This window comes from Kosakonia oryziphila, from assembly GCF_900094795.1.
Taxonomy (GTDB): Bacteria; Pseudomonadota; Gammaproteobacteria; order Enterobacterales; family Enterobacteriaceae; genus Kosakonia; species Kosakonia oryziphila.
This window is the reverse complement of sequence record NZ_FMBC01000017.1, coordinates 1-19,674: the sequence shown is the minus strand read 5'-3', so window position 1 is coordinate 19,674 and position 19,674 is coordinate 1. Positions and strand designations below refer to the sequence as shown.

General features: G+C 53.1%; 14 protein-coding genes. 5 read left to right on the top strand and 9 right to left on the bottom strand.

The genetic code is table 11. From position 1 onward, the window contains the following. Positions 1 to 165: 165 nt before the first annotated feature. The 8 genes from GA0061070_RS09965 to lrp form a co-directional block, all read right to left on the bottom strand. On the bottom strand, positions 166 to 1,029 hold the full coding sequence (locus tag GA0061070_RS09965; protein ID WP_090135754.1) for a dimethyl sulfoxide reductase anchor subunit family protein: 864 nt from the start codon (positions 1,027 to 1,029) through the stop codon (positions 166 to 168). A 1-nt stretch (position 1,030) separates the two neighbouring features. Then, positions 1,031 to 1,648 carry a DMSO/selenate family reductase complex B subunit gene (locus tag GA0061070_RS09960; RefSeq protein ID WP_090135753.1) on the bottom strand — a complete coding sequence of 206 codons (618 nt, stop codon included), beginning with the start codon at positions 1,646 to 1,648 and terminating at the stop codon, positions 1,031 to 1,033. A 10-nt stretch (positions 1,649 to 1,658) separates the two neighbouring features. Next, entirely contained in the window at positions 1,659 to 4,097 is a 2,439-nt protein-coding gene (gene dmsA, locus GA0061070_RS09955) for a dimethylsulfoxide reductase subunit A (protein WP_090135752.1), read from the bottom strand. A gap of 198 nt (positions 4,098 to 4,295) precedes the next feature. Beyond that, complete coding sequence (serS, locus tag GA0061070_RS09950; RefSeq protein WP_090135750.1) at positions 4,296 to 5,588, bottom strand: serine--tRNA ligase; 1,293 nt, start codon at positions 5,586 to 5,588, stop codon at positions 4,296 to 4,298. Positions 5,589 to 5,683: 95 nt separating this feature from the next. After that, complete coding sequence (gene rarA / locus GA0061070_RS09945; RefSeq protein WP_090135749.1) at positions 5,684 to 7,027, bottom strand: replication-associated recombination protein RarA; 1,344 nt, start codon at positions 7,025 to 7,027, stop codon at positions 5,684 to 5,686. Between the two features lie 9 nt (positions 7,028 to 7,036). Beyond that, a complete protein-coding gene (gene lolA / locus GA0061070_RS09940; RefSeq protein WP_090135747.1) occupies positions 7,037 to 7,648 on the bottom strand; it encodes an outer membrane lipoprotein periplasmic chaperone LolA in 612 nt (203 codons plus the stop codon). A 119-nt stretch (positions 7,649 to 7,767) separates the two neighbouring features. Further along, positions 7,768 to 11,544 carry a DNA translocase FtsK 4TM domain-containing protein gene (locus GA0061070_RS09935; RefSeq protein WP_090135745.1) on the bottom strand — a complete coding sequence of 1,259 codons (3,777 nt, stop codon included), beginning with the start codon at positions 11,542 to 11,544 and terminating at the stop codon, positions 7,768 to 7,770. 120 nt (positions 11,545 to 11,664) lie between these two features. Continuing rightward, the gene (lrp, locus tag GA0061070_RS09930; protein ID WP_000228473.1) at positions 11,665 to 12,159 is read right to left on the bottom strand and encodes a leucine-responsive transcriptional regulator Lrp; all 495 of its coding nucleotides are present in this window, start codon (positions 12,157 to 12,159) and stop codon (positions 11,665 to 11,667) included. 524 nt (positions 12,160 to 12,683) lie between these two features. Here lrp and trxB point away from each other — a divergent pair. The 5 genes from trxB (at position 12,684) to infA (ending at position 18,571) form a co-directional block, all read left to right on the top strand. Continuing rightward, entirely contained in the window at positions 12,684 to 13,649 is a 966-nt protein-coding gene (gene trxB / locus GA0061070_RS09920; RefSeq protein ID WP_090135744.1) for a thioredoxin-disulfide reductase, read from the top strand. A gap of 115 nt (positions 13,650 to 13,764) precedes the next feature. Further along, entirely contained in the window at positions 13,765 to 15,531 is a 1,767-nt protein-coding gene (gene cydD / locus GA0061070_RS09915) for a heme ABC transporter permease/ATP-binding protein CydD (RefSeq protein ID WP_090135742.1), read from the top strand. Continuing rightward, on the top strand, positions 15,532 to 17,253 hold the full coding sequence (gene cydC / locus GA0061070_RS09910; RefSeq protein WP_090135740.1) for a heme ABC transporter ATP-binding protein/permease CydC: 1,722 nt from the start codon (positions 15,532 to 15,534) through the stop codon (positions 17,251 to 17,253). Positions 17,254 to 17,358: 105 nt separating this feature from the next. Further along, a complete protein-coding gene (aat, locus tag GA0061070_RS09905) occupies positions 17,359 to 18,063 on the top strand; it encodes a leucyl/phenylalanyl-tRNA--protein transferase (protein ID WP_090135738.1) in 705 nt (234 codons plus the stop codon). Between the two features lie 289 nt (positions 18,064 to 18,352). Continuing rightward, positions 18,353 to 18,571, top strand: a complete 219-nt coding sequence (infA, locus tag GA0061070_RS09895) for a translation initiation factor IF-1 (RefSeq protein ID WP_001040187.1) — start codon at positions 18,353 to 18,355, stop codon at positions 18,569 to 18,571. Between the two features lie 851 nt (positions 18,572 to 19,422). Here infA and tnpA read toward each other — a convergent pair. Continuing rightward, on the bottom strand, positions 19,423 to 19,674 hold a 252-nt coding region (gene tnpA, locus GA0061070_RS09890), incomplete at its 5' end, for an IS200/IS605 family transposase (RefSeq protein WP_139109745.1).

Genomic DNA, 19,674 nt, shown 5'->3' with positions numbered 1-19,674 from the left:
GAAAAACTTATCCCGCATCGATTCAATGAACTTCAGATAATATTCATCTGATTGTTTTTATTGTGCTAAGCCGCCGAAACAGCACAGAGAACAGTAGAAAAATTTCATGATAGAAAATGAAAAAAGCCGGGCATTTCGCCCGGCCGGATATAACCCATTAACATATTAGCTGGCAATAGCCATACCAACCGTCATATGCAATCCGTAGAACACGCCGCGTCCAATAAGTTCGCCCGCCAGCGCCAGGACAAATGCCAGCGACAGCAACGGCAAAGCAGGCTGGTACCCTTTCAGTTGCGGAATAACCCAGCACGCCAGTGCAATCAGTAGTAGCGCTACCCGCCATGCCATCAGTGAGCCGTATGCCGGAACTAGCGCAGAAGCCTGCTGAATCGAGCTATGAATCGTCGCCAGTTCCGTCCCCTGTATCAGTGCCACCATGGCACTGAGTGACAATGCCAATAGTGAGATAGCAGGCAATAGACGCATCGCCCAGCCATCGACGCCCGCACAACGTAATAGCAAGTAACCCAGCAGCGGCCCACCGATAAGCATGGTCAGGAAGAAACCCAGTGAGGTCCAGATGCTGTACCAGGTCGGTACGGTATCAATGCTGTTATAGACGCGCGCCATCATCCACACAAATACCACACCCAGCACCATCGTCACTACCAACCACAGGCTGCGTAACCCTACAGGTAACTTGCCCAGCACTGCCAGCAACCAGCCCACACCGCCGACAATAAAGAAAATGGCACCGCTAGCGATTTCATTGCTCAACGCCGATGCGCCCACACGGTTAAGGGCATTGAAGGCGCGCAACGGTGAACCGAGGTGCAGGGTCGAGGCAATAAACGCCGCCCCCATCAACACCCATAAGCCGAACATACTGCGTATTACGCGCTGTTGCTGGTCAACCGTCAGATTGCCCTTCAGCAAAGCCAACGCCAGGACAATAAACCCACCAGCGACACACTGCCCAAAGACCGTGAAGATCATCAGCGGCCACTCATGCCATCCACTTCCCATCTCACACCTCCTGCGGATTCGCCAGATAACCGGTGGTGTCCCCTGTCGGGCGGCTATTAGCATTGGGTTTAATTACGATACATGGTTTCGTGAAATGCGCTGCGGGTAGCGGCGCGACAGCCGCCAGTTGGCCATGTTTCTGCCGTAGTTCTTCTATAGGGCCGAATTCCAGCGCCCGTAATGGGCAGGATTCCACACAAATTGGTTTTTTCCCGTCAGCAACGCGTTCATAGCAACCATCACACTTGGTCATATGTCCTTTTTGTGCATTGTACTGCGGTGCGCCATACGGGCAGGCCATATGGCAGTAGCGGCAACCGATGCATATATCTTCGTCCACCACCACAAAGCCATCCTCTCGCTTGTGCATAGCGCCGCTAGGACACACTTTGGTACATGCCGGATCTTCACAGTGGTTGCAGGCAATCGACATATAATAGGCAAACACATTCTGATGCCAGACGCCGTTATCCTGTTGCCAGTCGCCACCTGCATATTCATAAATGCGGCGGAAGTTAATGTCGGGAGTTAAGTTTTTGTAGTCTTTACAGGCCAGTTCACAGGTTTTACACCCGGTGCAACGGCTTGAATCAATAAAAAATCCATACTGCGTAGTCATCACTTACTCCTTACGCCTTTTCGACCTGGACAAGGTTTGTATGCGACGGGTTGCCTTTCGCCAGCGGAGATGGTCGTTGCGTAGTCAGCACATTTATAGATCCAGCCTGATCGACACGCCGGGCATCAGGGTTGTACCAGGCACCCTCACCCAGCGCGACCACACCTGGTATCATGCGTGGCGTTACTTTCGCCTCGATTTGAACTTCACCCCGGTCGTTAAAGATGCGCACGCGGTCACCGTTGCTGATCCCGCGTAATTGCGCATCAATTGGGTTAATCCACATCTCCTGCCGGCAAGCCGCATTCAGCACATCAACGTTGCCGTATGTAGAGTGAGTTCGCGCTTTGTAATGAAAACCGGTTAGTTGTAGCGGATAGGTTTTGCTGAGCGGAGCGTTGTAATTTTCAAAACCAGCGCTGTATACCGGTAGCGGATCGATAACATCCTCCTTGTCCAGCTCCCAACTTGCCGCAATGGCTGCCAGTTGCGCTGAGTAGATCTCGATTTTCCCTGATGGTGTGGTGAGTGGATTTTTTTGCGGATCGTCACGGAAAGTCTTGTAAGCCACATGGTGACCGGCCGGATCGCGCTGTTTGAACATGCCCTGTTTGCGTAATGCATCGAAAGTTGGCATGTCAGGGATAGCCTGACGGGACTGTTCGTAGAGATAACGCATCCACTCTTCTTGTGAGCGGCCCTCGGTGAACTGTTGTTCCACACCCATACGCTTAGCCAGTTCACTGGTCATTTCGTAGAGAGTTTTGCATTCAAAGCGTGGTTTAATCGCCTGATCGGCAAAAATGACGTACGACATGTTGCCGCAGGAGGCATCCAGTGCGAAATCCATCTGTTCCGAGGCGGTACAATCCGGAAGCAAAATGTCGGCATATTTCGCGGAAGAGGTCATGTGGCAATCGATCACCACGATCAGCTCGCACTTCTTATCATCCTGCAAGATGTCATGGGTGCGGTTGATCTGTGAATGCTGGTTAATCAGACAGTTACCGGCATAGTTCCAGATCATCTTGATCGGCACATCCAGCTTATCTTTGCCGCGTACCCCGTCACGCGTAGCCGTCATCTCCGGGCCACGCTCAATAGCATCGGTCCACAGAAACATCGAGATACTGGTCTGCACCGGATTTTCCAGCGTCGGCATGCGCACAAACGGCAGCTCGTATGAGCCTTCACGTGCGCCGCTATTACCACCGTTGAGCCCAACATTGCCGGTCAAAATTGCCAGCATGGCAATGGCACGCGACACCAACTCGCCATTCGCATGGCGTTGCGGCCCCCAACCCTGGGAGATAAATGCCGGTTTGGTGCTGGCAATTTCACGAGCCAGCGTAATAATACGCGCCTGGGGGATCCCAGTAATAACAGATGCCCACTCCGGCGTCTTGGCAATGCCATCATTGCCCTGACCCAGAATGTACGCCTTATAGTGTCCGTTGGCTGGCGCGTCTGCGGGTAACGTTTTTTCATCGTAGCCAACACAGTATTTATCGAGAAAAGGCTGATCAACAAGGTTTTCCGTGATCATCACCCAGGCCAGTGCTGACACCAGCGCAGCATCAGTGCCTGGGCGGATTGGGATCCACTCATCTTCACGCCCGGCACCAGTATCAGTGTAACGTGGATCGATAATGATCATGCGGGCATTCGATTTTTGCCGTGCCTGTTCAATGTAGTACGTTACGCCTCCACCACTCATGCGGGTTTCGCCAGGGTTGTTACCGAACATCACCACCAACTGGCTATTTTCAATATCCGACGGACTGTTGCCGTCTGCCCATCCGCCGTAGGTATAATTCAGCCCGGCGGCGATTTGGGCGCTAGAATAGTCGCCATATTGATTAAGATATCCCCCGCAACAGTTCATCAAGCGGGCAATGAGTGTCTTGCCTGGCGGCCATGAACGCGTCAGCGTCCCCCCCAGCGTACCCGTACCATAGTTCAGATAGATAGATTCGTTACCGTACTCTTTAATCAGACGCTGCATATTGTTGGTAATGGTATCGAATGCCTCCTGCCAACTGATGCGCTCGAATTTACCCTCACCCCGTTTACCCACGCGCTTCATCGGATACTTAAGGCGATCCGGGTTATAGACGCGGCGGCGCATTGAACGACCGCGAAGACACGCACGTACCTGGTGCAACCCGTCATAGTTGTCGTCACCGGTATTGTCGGTTTCTACATATTTGATTTCACCATCCACCACATGCATGCGCAGCGGACACCGGCTACCACAGTTCACGGTACAGGCACTCCATACCACGTTTTCCTGCACCGGGGTAATCGCATCCGCAGCGGACGCCAGGCGGGTAAAAGGCAATGCGAAAGTGCTACTTGCAACCGCCAGACCACCGAGTGCCGTCGTTTTCATAAACCCACGACGGCTAACCTCAGCATCCAGCAACTCATCAGACATTTTCATGTTCATAACGACTCGCTTTGATTGCTCATAAAGAAAAACCGATATATATTTATTTATATAGCGAATTTGCTTTTTATCAGAGTTTTGTACTGACTATGCTATTTGAGTACTACTACTTTGGAGGAAGGTGATTATTGTTTGGTATCAAGCAAGGGCGTAAAAAAAGCGCCAACAGGCGCTTTTTGATAAATATTAAAGAAATGATTAACCGATGAATTCAAGACCGTTCATATACGGACGCAGTACTTCAGGAACCTCGATACGACCATCGGCCTGCTGATAGTTTTCCATCACGGCAACCAGCGTACGGCCGACAGCTAAACCAGAACCATTCAGCGTATGCACCAGACGGGTTTTCTTGTCGGACTTGCTGCGGCAGCGTGCCTGCATGCGACGCGCCTGGAAATCCCATACGTTAGAACAGGAAGAAATTTCACGGTAAGTATTCTGCGCCGGAACCCATACTTCCAGATCGTAGGTTTTGCATGCACCAAAGCCCATATCACCAGTACAGAGCAGAATCTTGCGGTACGGCAGACCGAGCAGTTGCAACACTTTCTCAGCATGACCGGTCATCTCTTCCAGCGCTTCCATCGACTCTTCCGGGCGGACAATCTGCACCATTTCAACTTTGTCGAACTGGTGCATACGAATCAAACCACGGGTATCACGGCCGTAAGACCCCGCTTCGGAGCGGAAACACGGTGTGTGAGCGGTCATTTTGATCGGCAGATCGTCTTCGTCGATGATCTCATCGCGTACCAGGTTGGTCAGCGGCACTTCAGCCGTCGGGATCAATGCATAGTTGCTGCTGTCAGATTCTTCTTCCAGCGGACGCGTGTGGAACAGATCGCCAGCAAATTTCGGCAACTGGCCGGTGCCATACAGCGTGTCGTGGTTGACCAGATACGGTACGTAGTTTTCCGCGTAGCCATGCTGCTCGGTGTGCAAATCGAGCATGAACTGCGCCAACGCGCGATGCATACGGGCGATTTGCCCTTTCATCACCACGAAACGGGCGCCAGTCAGTTTTACGGCGGCAGCAAAATCCAGACCGCTGTGCATTTCGCCCAGCGTAACATGATCGCGGATTTCAAAATCGAATTGGCGCGGTGTACCCCAGCGGCTGATTTCGACGTTATCGTTCTCATCGCGCCCCGTCGGGACACAGTCGTCAGGCAGGTTCGGAATAGTCAGTGCAATCTCACGGATCTCAGCCAACAGGGTTTCCAGTTCGGCTTTCGCTGCGTCAAGTTCTTCACCCAGCTTGTTCACTTCCAGGCGTAATGGCTCAATGTCTTCCCCGCGTGCTTTCGCCTGGCCAATGGATTTCGATCGCGAGTTACGCTCTGCTTGCAGGTTCTCGGTATTAACCTGCAAAACTTTACGACGCTCTTCGAGCGCGCGTAATTTGTCTACATCCAGCTTAAAGCCCCGGCGTGCCAGTTTTTCAGCGACTGCGTCTGGCTCGGTACGCAGCAGATTGGGATCGAGCATGCTTTTCCTGTGCTTGTTGTATTGTAAAAAGAAGAAGTCGATCGCTGCCTGCGATCGATATAATGTACAGCGGTAACCTTACCGCAACGCCTGCACTAGCGATAGCGTTTTATAGGGCTTTTATGATCCTGTTCGGCCAGCCAGGCGAGCTTTTCGCCAATCTTGCCCTCAAGACCTCTGTTGGTGGGGTGATAATAGCGCGTTTGTGCTAATTCCTGTGGGAAATACTCCTCACCAGCAGCATAGGCATTGGGTTCGTCGTGTGCATAACGATACTCCTGGCCGTACCCCATCTCTTTCATCAATTTCGTTGGAGCGTTACGCAGGTGTACAGGCACATCGAAATCCGGGCGGTCGCGTGCGTCTGCAAGTGCCGCTTTAAACGCCGTATACACCGCATTACTCTTCGGCGCACAGGCAAGATAAACAATTGCCTGCGCAATTGCGCGCTCACCTTCGGCCGGGCCAACGCGCGTAAAACAATCCCAGGCGGAAATGGCCACCTGCATGGCGCGCGGATCGGCATTGCCGACATCTTCCGAAGCAATTGCCAGACAGCGACGCGCCACATACAGCGGATCGCCTCCGGCTGTGATAATGCGCGCATACCAGTAAAGTGCGGCATCCGGTGCGCTACCGCGTACCGATTTATGCAATGCGGAAATTAAATCGTAAAAACGATCGCCTTTGTTATCAAAGCGCGCGCTGCGTTCACCAGCAATCTCGGTCAACAGGGTCGGTTTCAACACGCGTTTGCCGGCCTCATCCAGCTCCGCCATGTCGGCCATCATTTCCAGCGTGTTGAGCGCCCGTCGCGCATCGCCACCCACCAGTTCGGCAATAGCCCGTCGGGTTTCATCCGGTAGAACGATATCCTGACCGCCATAACCACGGGCTTTATCTTCCATCGCCTGTGTCAATACCTGCTCAATGTCTTCAGTCGTGAGAGACTTCAACAGATAAACACGCGCACGGGAGAGCAGCGCTGAGTTGAGTTCAAAAGAGGGATTTTCCGTTGTTGCGCCAATAAAGGTGATGGTGCCGTCTTCAATATGCGGCAGAAACGCGTCCTGCTGGCTTTTGTTAAAACGGTGAACTTCGTCAACAAACAGAATGGTACGCCGCCCGGCATTGCGATTCTGCCGCGCGCGCTCGATAGCTTCACGGATCTCTTTCACGCCAGACGTCACCGCAGAAATGCGTTCAACATCCGCGTTCGCATAACGGGCAATCACTTCCGCCAGCGTCGTTTTCCCCGTCCCCGGAGGTCCCCAGAGGATCATCGAGTGCAGATGCCCAGCCTCAATGGCGCGCGGCAAAGGTTTGCCTGCCGCCAGAAGGTGTTGCTGGCCTATGTACTGCGCTAAATTTTCTGGCCGCATACGGGCGGCCAGAGGTTGAAACGCATTATCGGAGAAATCGAGCGACATATTGCTCATCCGCGCCTCTTACTTACGCTGATCGTCAACCGTTACGCCCTTCGGCGGGGTAAAGGTGAATTTAGCGGGATCGACCGCGCCATTTTGCTGTGATTTCAGTTGATAGCTGCTGCGCTGATCGTCCTGTTCAATTGCACTGAACTGATGAATGGTGCCATCGCGACCAACATTGATAGTGAATTGCTTCAGGTTACCGTTGTTACCTTTCGGCGTAAGAACAAAGTCATCGCCCTTTTGCTCTATATTGTATTGCTGCCAGTCGCTGGCCTGATTACGGGCAATCAGCATAAACGGTGTATTGCCGGTGGCATCTTTCAGCCAGGTCGCAGTGGCCTGTTCCACAAACGGGTTGTAGAACCACAGGGTTTTCCCGTCAGAAACCAGCACGCTTTCGTCCGGCTGGGTCATATGCCAGTTGAACAGATTCGGGCGTTTAACCCACAAATCCCCCTGACCTTCCTGTACAGCAGCTCCGCTGCCATCCGTCACTTTTTGAGTGAAGCTGGCGTGGAAACTGCTAACTTTATCAAGACGGCTTTTCAGGTCGCTGGAAGCATCTGCCCACACGTTACTGGCCAGCAAGCTGCCCATTAACGCACACGCCACGGCGATTTTTTTCATCGTTATTCCTCAGATACGTCACTCCCGACACGGGAGAATACTTCTGTCACTCTAAGCACCGTATGCAAAGAGAGACAGAAGAAAAGACTGAATTTTTACTTATTTACCTGGCTTTGCAATCATTCGAACGGCGGCGGTGCCAGCACCTCACGGTTACCGTTATGCCCCTGCTCGCTGACAATACCCTGGGCTTCCATCTGCTCGATAATACGCGCCGCACGGTTATAGCCGATGCGGAACTGGCGCTGAACGCCAGAGATAGAGGCCTTGCGTTTTTCGGTCACGAAGTTAACGGCCTGATCAAATAATGGGTCCAGCTCTTCACCAACATCAAAGCCTCCGCCGGCGCCACCTTCGCTTTCGCTTTCTGACGTAATGCCATCGACATACTGTGGGCGACCACGCGCTTTCCAGTCCTGCACTACGGCATGGACTTCCTGGTCACGTACGAACGCACCATGTACGCGTACAGGCGCAGAGGTAGAGTTTGGACCGGAGTACAGCATATCACCCATCCCAAGCAGCGATTCAGCACCGCCCTGATCGAGGATGGTACGCGAATCGATCTTACTCGATACGGTAAAAGCAATACGCGTCGGGATGTTCGCTTTAATCAACCCGGTGATAACGTCGACCGACGGGCGCTGAGTCGCCAATACCAGGTGAATACCTGCGGCGCGCGCTTTCTGCGCCAGACGCGCAATTAGCTCTTCCACTTTCTTGCCGACAGTCATCATCAGGTCAGCGAACTCATCCACCATCACCACGATATATGGCAGTTTTTCCAGCACCGGATGTTGCGCATCCATGCTGTCGCCCGGCTTCCAGTACGGATCCGGAATTGGACGGCCCATACGCGCTGCTTCTGCGATCTTCTCGTTGTAACCCGCCAGATTACGCACGCCGAGCGCTGACATCAATTTGTAGCGACGTTCCATTTCGTTGACGCTCCAGCGCAACGCATTGGCCGCATCTTTCATATCGGTAACCACTTCGGTCAGCAGATGCGGGATGCCTTCATACACCGAAAGTTCGAGCATTTTCGGGTCGATCATAATAAAGCGCACCTCTTCCGGTGTCGCTTTATACAGCATGCTGAGGATCATGGCGTTCACGCCCACCGACTTACCAGAGCCAGTCGTACCGGCAACCAGCAGGTGCGGCATTTTCGCCAGATCGGCAATCACCGGATCGCCAGCGATATCTTTACCCAGCACCACGGTCAACGGCGACGGGCTTTCCCGGAATTTCACGCAATCCAGCACTTCACGCAGATAGACGGTATGACGTTTCTTGTTCGGTAATTCCAGGCCAACATATGGCTTGCCAGGGATCACTTCCACTACGCGCACGGCAACGGTGGAAAGTGAACGTGCCAGATCGCGGGACAGGTTGGAAATACGTGCGGCTTTCACCCCCGGCGCCAAATTCAACTCAAAGCGGGTAATCACCGGCCCCGGCGAATAATTCACCACATCGGCTTTGATGCGGAAATCGGCCAGACGCGCTTCGACCAGGCGCGCCATTTGCTCAAGCGCAAAGGTATCAACAGGTTCAACTTCCGCTGGCGGCTGCGTCAACAGATCGAGGGATGGCAGCGGCGTGGTCGGTTTCTGCACGGGTCGGCTATCACCATTACGCATCAGCAGCGGATGGATCAAGCTCTCTTGCGGCTGTGGCGCAGCCTGATGCTGTTGCTGCGGCATAGCGGACTGCTGAACCGCCTGTTGAACCTGCGGCTGATAGTGCGACTGTGCTGGCTGTTGGTATTGCGGCGGCGTCGGTTGTTGATAATGATGCGGCTGCTGTACTGGCTGTGCTGGCTCTGGCATCGAGCCTGGCGTGAACAGCGGTTCGTGCGGCCCATCATCAACCAGCGTTTTCATTGGTGAAAATGCAAAATCTTCAGGCATAAACGCTTGTGCGCCTGCCGGTTGTTCTCCCGAATAGCGCTGTTGCTGAGAGGCAGCGAACTGGCTGGCCAGTTCAGCTTCTTCCGCTTCTTCGTCGCTGATTACCGGGTGCTGCGGATGGAACTGTGGTGCCTCGTGCTGGAATTCATTTCCATAGCGATCTTGCTGTGTAGCGGCAAACTGGCGAGCCAGTTCGTTCTGCTGCAGCATATCGGCTTCGTCGTCATCATGCTGACGCACTTCTTCCTCGCGGGCACGCTCCTCTGCCATACGCTGAGAAGGTAATTTGATACCGTAAGACGCCAGTTCGCGTCGCGTCGGAACACGAACGCGGTTCGGGCGCGGCAACTGCGGACCAATCCCCTCTTTAACCTGCGGACGCGGCGCACCACCAGCGGCCAGGCTAAAGACTGGCGCTGCGGCGGTGGCGGCGGCATGTGCCGTAGCTTGTTGTACGCCAGCCGCAACAGGAGCAACGGATGGATCAACTGCTGCGGCCGATGGCGCAGAGAAAACAGCAGGTTTTGTCGCGGGTTCATCAACAGCAGGCTCAGGGATTGGCTGATACCAGGCAGCCAGTTGTTCACGCTCACGCGCGCGCTTCTCTTCCACCTCTTCAAAGTAGTAAAGCGGCGGACGAGTCTGTTTTACCTCTTCAACAACTGGTTCAGATTCAGGCGTGACTATCGGTTCCGGAGCTGGTGCGATTTGCGATTCGCTTTGCCATGGTAACGGTTCCTGCGGCGCCTGCTGAGCATAAACCTCTTCTTCCGGCGGCAGTGGCGTTACCGGCGCATCAGGCGTCCACACTTCTTCTGCGACAGGTTGCTGCCACTCGGGGAGATGTTGAGGAGAATGATACGGGGCCTTCTGAGCAGCTTCGGCATACTGCTCTGGCTGATAAGACGCCTGCGGTGGCACCTGAGTTGCTGGTGCCTGCGCATACGGCCATTCGACATCTTGTTGCTGCATCGCAGCAGCAGGTGCTGCATGCGCCTGCACAGCTGCGGTTGTCGCTGTGGCAGCGGCCACTACAGGTTCAGTAACGCTGTGGCCGTTCAGCAATGGATCGTATTCCTGCTCAGCTTCCGTAGCACGATGACCGGAGAACAGGACGTCGTCGGCATCCGCTGGTACAGCGCGCGCGCTGTATGCGATCTCATCTTCCTCATCGTCCATCCGCTTACCGGAGAACAGCGCTTCGTCGGTTTTACGCCCCATCGGGTTGGCGAATTTTTCAGCAACACGCTTACGGCGTTCCAGCGCTCCGCGAAGAATACGAGCACGACGCGACTCACGGGGTTTTTCCTCTTCGTACTCTTCGTCGTCTTCGTACTCGTCATCATCAACCCAGGTGTCATCGCGACGGGTGCGATTACTGGCGAAGGTCAGAATATTGAGAATGACGCTGCCGATTTTCTCGGCGATGGTGACCCACGACCAGCCGGTAAATAAGGTCAGCCCGGCAGCCCAAATGCAGAGCAGCGCGAGCGTACCGCCACTGCTGCGCAGCAGAGGTTGCAGTGTAGTACTCAGCAGGCTGCCAATCACGCCGCCGGAGGCGAAATACCAAATATCATCAGCATTAATCGCGGCCAGGCCGCAAGAGGTCAGGATCAATGCCAGCGCACCAATCATACGCAGCGATACGGCAAAGTAATCGATATAATCTTCACTGGCGCGGTGACGGTAAGCAAACCAGCAGCCGCCAATGATGATCACCGGAATGGTGTAAGCCATAACGCCAAAAATAAAAAACAGCGTATCGGCAAGCCATGCGCCGGGCACACCGCCCAGATTATGGATAGGTTCATGCCAGGCCGTTTGCGACCAGCTAGGGTCCGACGGGTTAAAACTTACAAGCGCGGCCATCAACCAGATGGCAGAAAGTGAAACGAGGATCAGCAACGCCTCCAGGAGTCGGCGCCCGCTGCTAAGCTTGGTCAGTGTGACTTCTTTGTCTTCGGTGTATTCCTGGCTCAAGACAGGCTCTCCAGGTCCTTGATGCTAAAACGGACAACAGCGCCGGGTCTCCCCGGCACTGTTGCTGTATGGATTAACAGGAGTGTAATCAAAAAACAGCGATTGTGCACCTGTTCCGTATTAGCGCGTCTTAATTACCAGACGATTGCTCTGTTTAACTTCTTCCATCACCACATATGTGCGGGTGTCGTTCACGCCTGGCAGACGCAGCAGGGTTTCCCCTAACAGTTTGCGGTAGGCCGACATATCCGGCACACGCGTCTTCAACAGGTAGTCGAAGTCGCCTGAAACCAGATGGCACTCTTGAATTTCTTCAAGTTTTTGCACAGCGGTGTTGAATTGTTCAAACACATCGGGCGCGCCACGATTCAGAGTAATCTCAACAAATACCAGAAGTGATGCATCCAGATAATGCGGATTTAGCAGTGCGGTATAGCCCTGGATAAATCCTTGTCTTTCCAGCCTGCGCACACGCTCAAGGCACGGCGTCGGGGAAAGCCCCACTCGTTTAGAAAGCTCGACGTTGGAAATACGCCCATCTTTTTGCAGTTCGTTCAGGATATTACGATCAATGCGGTCGAGATCTTTGCCTGGGCGCTTCTTGCTATCTACCATTATTATTGTCTCTCTGTATTCCTTCCCTACTCCTGTCTTGACCCTGTGCACTTCACTGTTCAGAGTCTTTGCCCGTCGCGTTACGGCGCTGCGGAGGCAATATTAAGAAGACCGTTGCCAAAGGCAGCTATCAATATCACGCATGGCGTCTGTCCACGCCATGCGTAGATTTCACTAGCCCGGTAAAAGATGGCATTCACGTGCATGAGTTTGCATGACGCGCGAAACACTGCTTTTTTCTTCCTTTGATGTTTTCGCAAATGCGCAGGGGATTGTCAAAGTAAAACATCTTTTTTTAGTACAACATGCCAGATATTCATCAACCCCACTCCCTAATCCTCACTTTATCACCTTATAACTGACCGATTTTCAGTAGAAATTATTATATTTCTGGCCAAAATCCCCCCCGCGTCATCGGCTATTTCTATTACACATATCGTTAACAAAACTGGCGCGCTCTTTTTTTACGATGCTAAATTCCCTACAATTCAGCTTAATGTCTGCCAAACAACAATGAGGATCTCATGGGTACGGCCAAACACAGTAAGCTGCTCATCCTTGGTTCAGGCCCTGCCGGTTATACCGCTGCGGTCTATGCTGCACGCGCAAACCTACAGCCAGTGCTGATTACCGGGATGGAAAAAGGCGGCCAGCTCACCACCACCACTGAAGTGGAAAACTGGCCGGGCGACCCGCACGATCTGACCGGGCCGCTGCTGATGGAGCGCATGCATGAGCATGCCACCAAATTTGATACTGAAATCATCTTTGATCATATCCACAGCGTTGATTTGCAAAATCGGCCTTTCCGCCTGACTGGCGATAGCGGCGAATATACTTGCGATGCGCTTATCATCGCGACTGGCGCGTCTGCACGTTATCTGGGGCTGGCTTCGGAAGAAGCATTTAAAGGCCGCGGCGTTTCCGCTTGCGCAACCTGCGACGGTTTCTTTTACCGCAATCAGAAAGTAGCGGTAATCGGCGGCGGCAATACCGCTGTTGAAGAAGCGCTATATCTGGCAAATATCGCCTCTGAAGTGCATTTGATCCATCGTCGCGACACTTTCCGTGCGGAAAAGATCCTGATTAAGCGTCTGATGGATAAAGTAGAGAGCGGTAACATTGTGCTGCATACTCATCGCACGCTGGAAGAAGTCACCGGCGATCAGATGGGCGTCACGGGTCTGCGTCTGCGTGATACGCAAAATGCAGACAACGTGGAGTCACTGGACGTTGCGGGGCTGTTTGTGGCTATCGGCCACAGCCCGAATACCGGTATCTTCGAAGGTCAACTGGCACTGGAAAATGGCTACATCAAGGTGCAGTCTGGTATTCACGGTAACGCCACGCAAACTAGCATTCCGGGTGTCTTTGCCGCCGGTGATGTTATGGATCATATCTACCGTCAGGCGATCACTTCTGCAGGTACAGGCTGTATGGCCGCTCTGGATGCGGAACGCTATCTCGACGGGCTGGCTGAAAGTAAATAATCTTTACAAGTCAGTAACAAAGGTAAAGAAGGCGACTATAAGTCGCCTTTATTTTTGCCCCGATGTAACATTGCGCAAGTTAAAAATTCCGATAACTTCACCTGCTAAGCGCGCAATGAATAAAACCCGTCAACAAGAACTCACTCGCTGGTTGAAACAGCAAAGCATTATTTCCCGCCGCTGGTTAATGCTTTCCCGCCTTCTCGGTGTGGTAAGCGGTGCACTGATTGTGGCGCAAGCCTGGATACTGGCGCGCATCCTCAATCATATGATTATGGGAAATATACCGCGTGAGGCGTTGCTGCTACCCTTCACCTTACTGGCGCTGATCTTCATCCTGCGTAGTTGGGTTGTCTGGCTGCGGGAACGAGTAGGATTTTATGCCGGGGCACATATTCGTTTTGAAATCCGCCGACAAGTGCTGGATCGCCTTCACCAGGCGGGGCCTGCCTGGATCCAGGGTAAACCCGCCGGGAGCTGGGCGACACTGGTCCTTGAACAAATTGACGATATGCACGATTTCTATGCCCGCTATTTACCACAGATGGCCCTTGCGGGCAGCGTGCCACTGTTAATCGTTGTCACTTTACTCCCCGTCAATTGGGCCGCCGCGCTTATTTTGCTCGGTACAGCTCCCCTTATCCCGCTGTTTATGGCGATGGTTGGAATGGGAGCCGCCGATGCTAACCGCCGTAATTTTAAAGCGCTGGCGCGCTTGAGCGGTCATTTTCTTGATCGCCTGCGCGGCATGGAAACGCTGCGTATTTTTGGTCGTGGCGAAGCGGAAACCGAAAGTATCCGTCGCGCATCTCAGGATTTCCGCAGCAGAACCATGGAAGTATTGCGTCTGGCTTTCTTATCTTCCGGCGTGCTGGAATTTTTTGCTTCGTTGTCGATTGCGCTGGTCGCTGTCTACTTCGGCTTTTCTTATCTTGGCGAGCTGAATTTTGGTCATTACAGCACCGGCGTTACGTTGTTCGCTGGCTTCCTTGCACTGGTACTGGCGCCGGAGTTTTTCCAGCCGCTACGCGATCTGGGTACCTTCTATCATGCCAAGGCGCAAGCTATCGGCGCCGCCGACAGCTTAAAAACGTTTATGGAAGCACCGCTGGCACATCCTCAACGCGGTGAAACCCGGCTAGTAAGCGATGAGCCTGTCACACTCACCGCACACAATCTGATAATAAAGTCAGCAGAAGGCGCAGCACTCGCCGGTCCGCTCAACTTCACCCTTGCTGCCGGACAACGAGTGGTAGTGGTAGGGAAAAGTGGTTCCGGTAAAAGTTCACTGATTAATGTTATCTCCGGTTTCTTGCCTTATGAGGGTTCACTGCGCGTCAATGACGTTGAGCTGAGCGCGCTTGAGCCGGATAGCTGGCACGAAGTGATAAGCTGGGTGGGGCAAAATCCACAGCTTCCGGCTGCCACATTACGGGAAAATGTTTTGCTGGCGCGGCCAAATGCCAGTGCGGCTGAATTGCAAGCGGCACTGGATAAAGCCTGGGTCAGCGAATTTTTACCTCTGTTGCCGGAAGGTCTGGAAACGCAGCCTGGCGACCAGGCCGTGCGTCTCTCTGTTGGTCAGGCGCAACGTGTCGCCGTAGCCCGCGCCCTGATCTCATCATGCAAATTGCTGTTGCTGGATGAGCCTTCCGCCAGCCTGGATGCCCATAGCGAGCAACGGGTTATGCAGGCATTGACTGAGGCCTCCCACCAGCAAACCACACTGATGGTTACTCACCAACTGGAAAATCTGAACGAATGGGATGCCATTTGGGTGATGCAGGATGGCAAGATCATTGAGCAAGGCAGCTATGCTGAACTTTCAACGTCGCAGGGAACGTTTGCCGACCTTCTCGCCCACCGCCAGGAGGAGATTTAAATGCGTGCTTTGTTGCCTTATCTCGCGCTGTATAAACGTCACAAATGGATGTTGCTGCTGGGCGTGATCCTCGCGATTATCACCCTGCTGGCCAGTATCGGGTTGTTAACGCTCTCCGGGTGGTTCCTGTCGGCCTCTGCGGTCGTTGGCGTTTCCGGGCTTTACAGTTTTAACTATATGCTGCCTGCGGCCGGGGTTCGTGGTGCAGCTATTATCCGTACCGCCGGACGTTATTTTGAGCGTCTGGTCAGCCATGAAGCCACTTTCCGCGTACTGGAACATTTGCGCGTCGCCACTTTCAGCAAACTGTTGCCCCTCTCCCCTGCCGGGCTGGCGCGTTTTCGCCAGGGGGAGTTACTGAACCGGGTGGTGGCCGATGTCGATACACTCGACCATCTTTATTTGCGTGTCATCTCTCCGCTGGTAGGCGCACTGGTGGTCATCATTGTGGTGATGGTCGGTTTAAGCATGCTGGATGTCTCTCTGGCGCTCATGCTCAGCGGTATTATGCTGGCTACGCTGCTTGTGTTGCCGCCACTCTTTTACCGGGCGGGGAAACCAACCGGTGAGAGTCTGACATCCCTGCGTGGCCAGTACCGTCAGCAATTAACCAGTTGGTTGCAGGGCCAGGCGGAGCTGACCATTTTTGGCGCCAGCCAGCGCTACCGTGAACAACTGGAGAACACAGAATTAAACTGGCACGACGCTCAACGCCGTCAGTCTGATCTGAGTGCCGTCTCGCAGGCGCTGATGTTGCTGATTAGCGGTGCAGCAGTCATCGTTATGCTGTGGTTTGCTTCCGCCGATGTTGGCGGCAATTCTCAGCCAGGCGCATTAATCGCACTGTTCGTCTTTTGCGCACTGGCGGCGTTTGAAGCGCTGGCACCGGTTACTGGCGCTTTCCAGCACCTTGGCCAGGTGATCGCTTCTGCCACCCGTATTACGCAAATCACCGACTGCCCGCCAGATGTGACTTTCCCGCAAGCCAGTATGCCTGTACCCGAGCATGTTGCGGTGCAATTTAAGGATCTGGCTTTTAGCTATCCAGGGCAACCACAGCGTGCGCTGGAGAATATCGCCTTGTCGATAGCCGCTGGTGAACATGTCGCTATTCTCGGCCGTACCGGCTGCGGCAAATCAACATTGCTGCAACTGCTTACGCGTGCCTGGGATCCACAACAAGGCGAAATTCGGCTGAACGATCGGCCTCTGCGCGATGTGGCCGAAGCAACGCTGCGTTCGCTCATCAGCATGGTTCCACAACGCGTGCATCTGTTTAGCGCTACGCTGCGTGATAACTTGTTGCTTGCAGCGCCGCAAGCCAGTGATGAAACGTTGAGTGCAATGCTGACGCGCGTCGGGCTGGAAAAGCTGCTCAATGATGGCGGTCTGAACGCGTGGCTTGGGGAAGGTGGACGCCAGCTTTCCGGCGGTGAATTGCGCCGTCTGGCCATTGCCCGCGCGCTGTTGCATGACGCTCCACTGGTTTTACTGGATGAACCAACTGAAGGGCTGGACGCTGAAACAGAGAGCCAGGTTCTTGAATTACTTCGTGAAGTGATGAAAGGCAAAACGCTGTTAATGGTCACGCATCGTCTTCGCGGTCTGGCGTTTTTTGATCGCATAATTGTGATGGACAACGGACAAATAATTGAGCAAGGTAATCACGCAGCGTTAATGGCGAAACAGGGTCGGTACTACCAGTTTAAGCAGCGTCTGTAGTGGATATTCGTCATTTTGCCGCTTCTGCCGCAGCGCAATTAAAGTGAAATGGCAAAATGACGATATTAAAAGGGGTCCCTTGTCGCGTTGTGGAGCGTTGTTGTCATGCGCCTGGTTCAGCTTTCTCGTCACTCTATCGCTTTTCCTTCGCCTGAAGCGGCGCTACGCGAACCTAATGGTCTGCTGGCGCTGGGCGGAGATTTAAGCCCGGCCCGGTTACTGATGGCCTATCAGCGCGGCATTTTCCCCTGGTTTTCTCCTGGCGACCCGATCCTCTGGTGGTCACCCGATCCTCGCGCCGTACTGTGGCCGCAGACGTTTCATATCAGCCGCAGCATGAAACGTTTTCATAAGTCCTCCCCTTATCGCGTTACCCTTAATCATGCCTTTGGCAAAGTGATTGACGGTTGCGCGCAGGATCGCGACGAAGGGACCTGGATTACGTCCGATATCGTGATGGCCTACCATCGCCTGCACGAGCTTGGTCATGCGCACTCAATTGAAGTGTGGGAAGGTGACGAACTGGTCGGCGGAATGTACGGGGTGGCGCAGGGCTTGCTGTTTTGCGGCGAGTCGATGTTTAGCCGCCGCATTAACGCCTCGAAGACGGCGCTGCTTGTTTTCTGCGACGAGTTTCTCCGTCAGGGCGGCAAACTGATTGATTGCCAGGTACTAAATAATCACACTGCATCGCTGGGCGCGGTAGAAATACCGCGCAGAGATTATTTACTCCAGCTTGCCAAATTGCGTGCAGTCCCTTTGCCTTCGCATTTTTGGGTGCCACGTACGCTGTTTTTATCTCCTGAATAATGTTTTCGGCACATTTTTTATCAGGGTGTTATAATGGACGCTCAAAGCAGCTTTTGCCTGTTGCCCCGCCCCATCCGGGAGTTGTTCGTATCAGGGATGCCCTTCGTTTACTCCATCGCTCCCCTTTACGGTTGCGCATTTAGCGCGTCCTGGCTGTGGCGTGAGGGTAACTGGCAAAAGTCGTTTTGCTGCACTTGCGTTTTATCAGCACAAATCTTTACTTAACACACGAACTTCGGCATTATCTTGCCGGTTCAAAAATTATGGTAGTGATACCCCCGAGGATTAGATGGCCAAAGAAGACAATATTGAAATGCAGGGTACCGTTCTTGAAACGTTACCTAATACGATGTTCCGCGTAGAACTGGAAAACGGTCACGTGGTCACTGCGCATATCTCCGGTAAAATGCGTAAAAACTACATCCGTATTCTGACGGGCGATAAAGTGACTGTGGAACTGACCCCGTACGACCTGAGCAAAGGCCGCATTGTCTTCCGTAGCCGCTAAGATCTTCCGCCAGCACAGTTAAGTGCATCTCTTTTAAAGGCCGGGTAATCCCCGGTCTTTTGTGTTTCTTCGCAACAAAAATAATAGTGCTGCTAAATTAACTCTTAATTAGCTTTTCCCCACCGATTTTAACGGCCTGTTATTTTCTGCTTATCTACACAGTTGCAAACGTTAGCAAACGGTTTTCTGTGCGGTAGCGATGATTTTAAGCTGCCTGCACGGCAGTGAACGGCTGCGGGCGGTGAAAGGCAACGCAGGAGAATTTCTAAGCTGCCTGTACGGCAGTGAACCATTGCGCCATGAACCAAATATATCCTACACTTTTCTAAGCTGCCTGTGCGGCAGTGAACCCATTCATCTAAAAGTTCGTCCTGTTCCTTGCTTTCTAAGCTGCCTGTGCGGCAGTGAACTGAAGGGAAACAATATCATCCTGTTGTTTTTAATAAAAGATAATCACTTTTCAGCGTCTTAACCCTTTTTTTCATCGCAATATAAAAGAACTTGTTAATCAGAGGGTTATAAATGGCTTTAAAAAAAGGGTCTTGAGGCGGAAACATCTCACCTTTCTGGTTACCCATCGGGCAAGCTGCATCGGTGCGTGGGTAAAGCGCAGAGCTTTCAATTTGCTGCTCGCATCTATCCGGTTCAGCACATTGCGTGCAGTCCAGAAACAGAATGCCAGAAGAGAGATGCAGGCTGTCGCAGCCGGCAGAATCGCCAGATGAAGCCAGACAGGGAGGCTAACAACCCGCCCGGCACAAATTACAGGCGTAAAAAACCACCTGCATAGCAGGTGGCATTGATTGCGCCCCAGAGGGGCGTACTTAGCTCTGACTCTGAGAGCCTTCGCTTCACATCTCTTTTAGCTGAAGCTGGCTCTCTTCTTGTTCGTGTTTTTCCTGATATTTCACATACCTTCTTATCATCTCTTCATTGATACCTACGGTATCCACGCAATACCCTCGCGCCCAGAAATGATTTCCCCACAATTTGCTCTTCCTCAGGTACGGAAATTTGCTGAACAATCTCAGCGCTGTCTTTCCTTTCAAATGACCTATTACGTGTGATATCGATAATTTCGGGGGGATTTTTACTAGCAGATG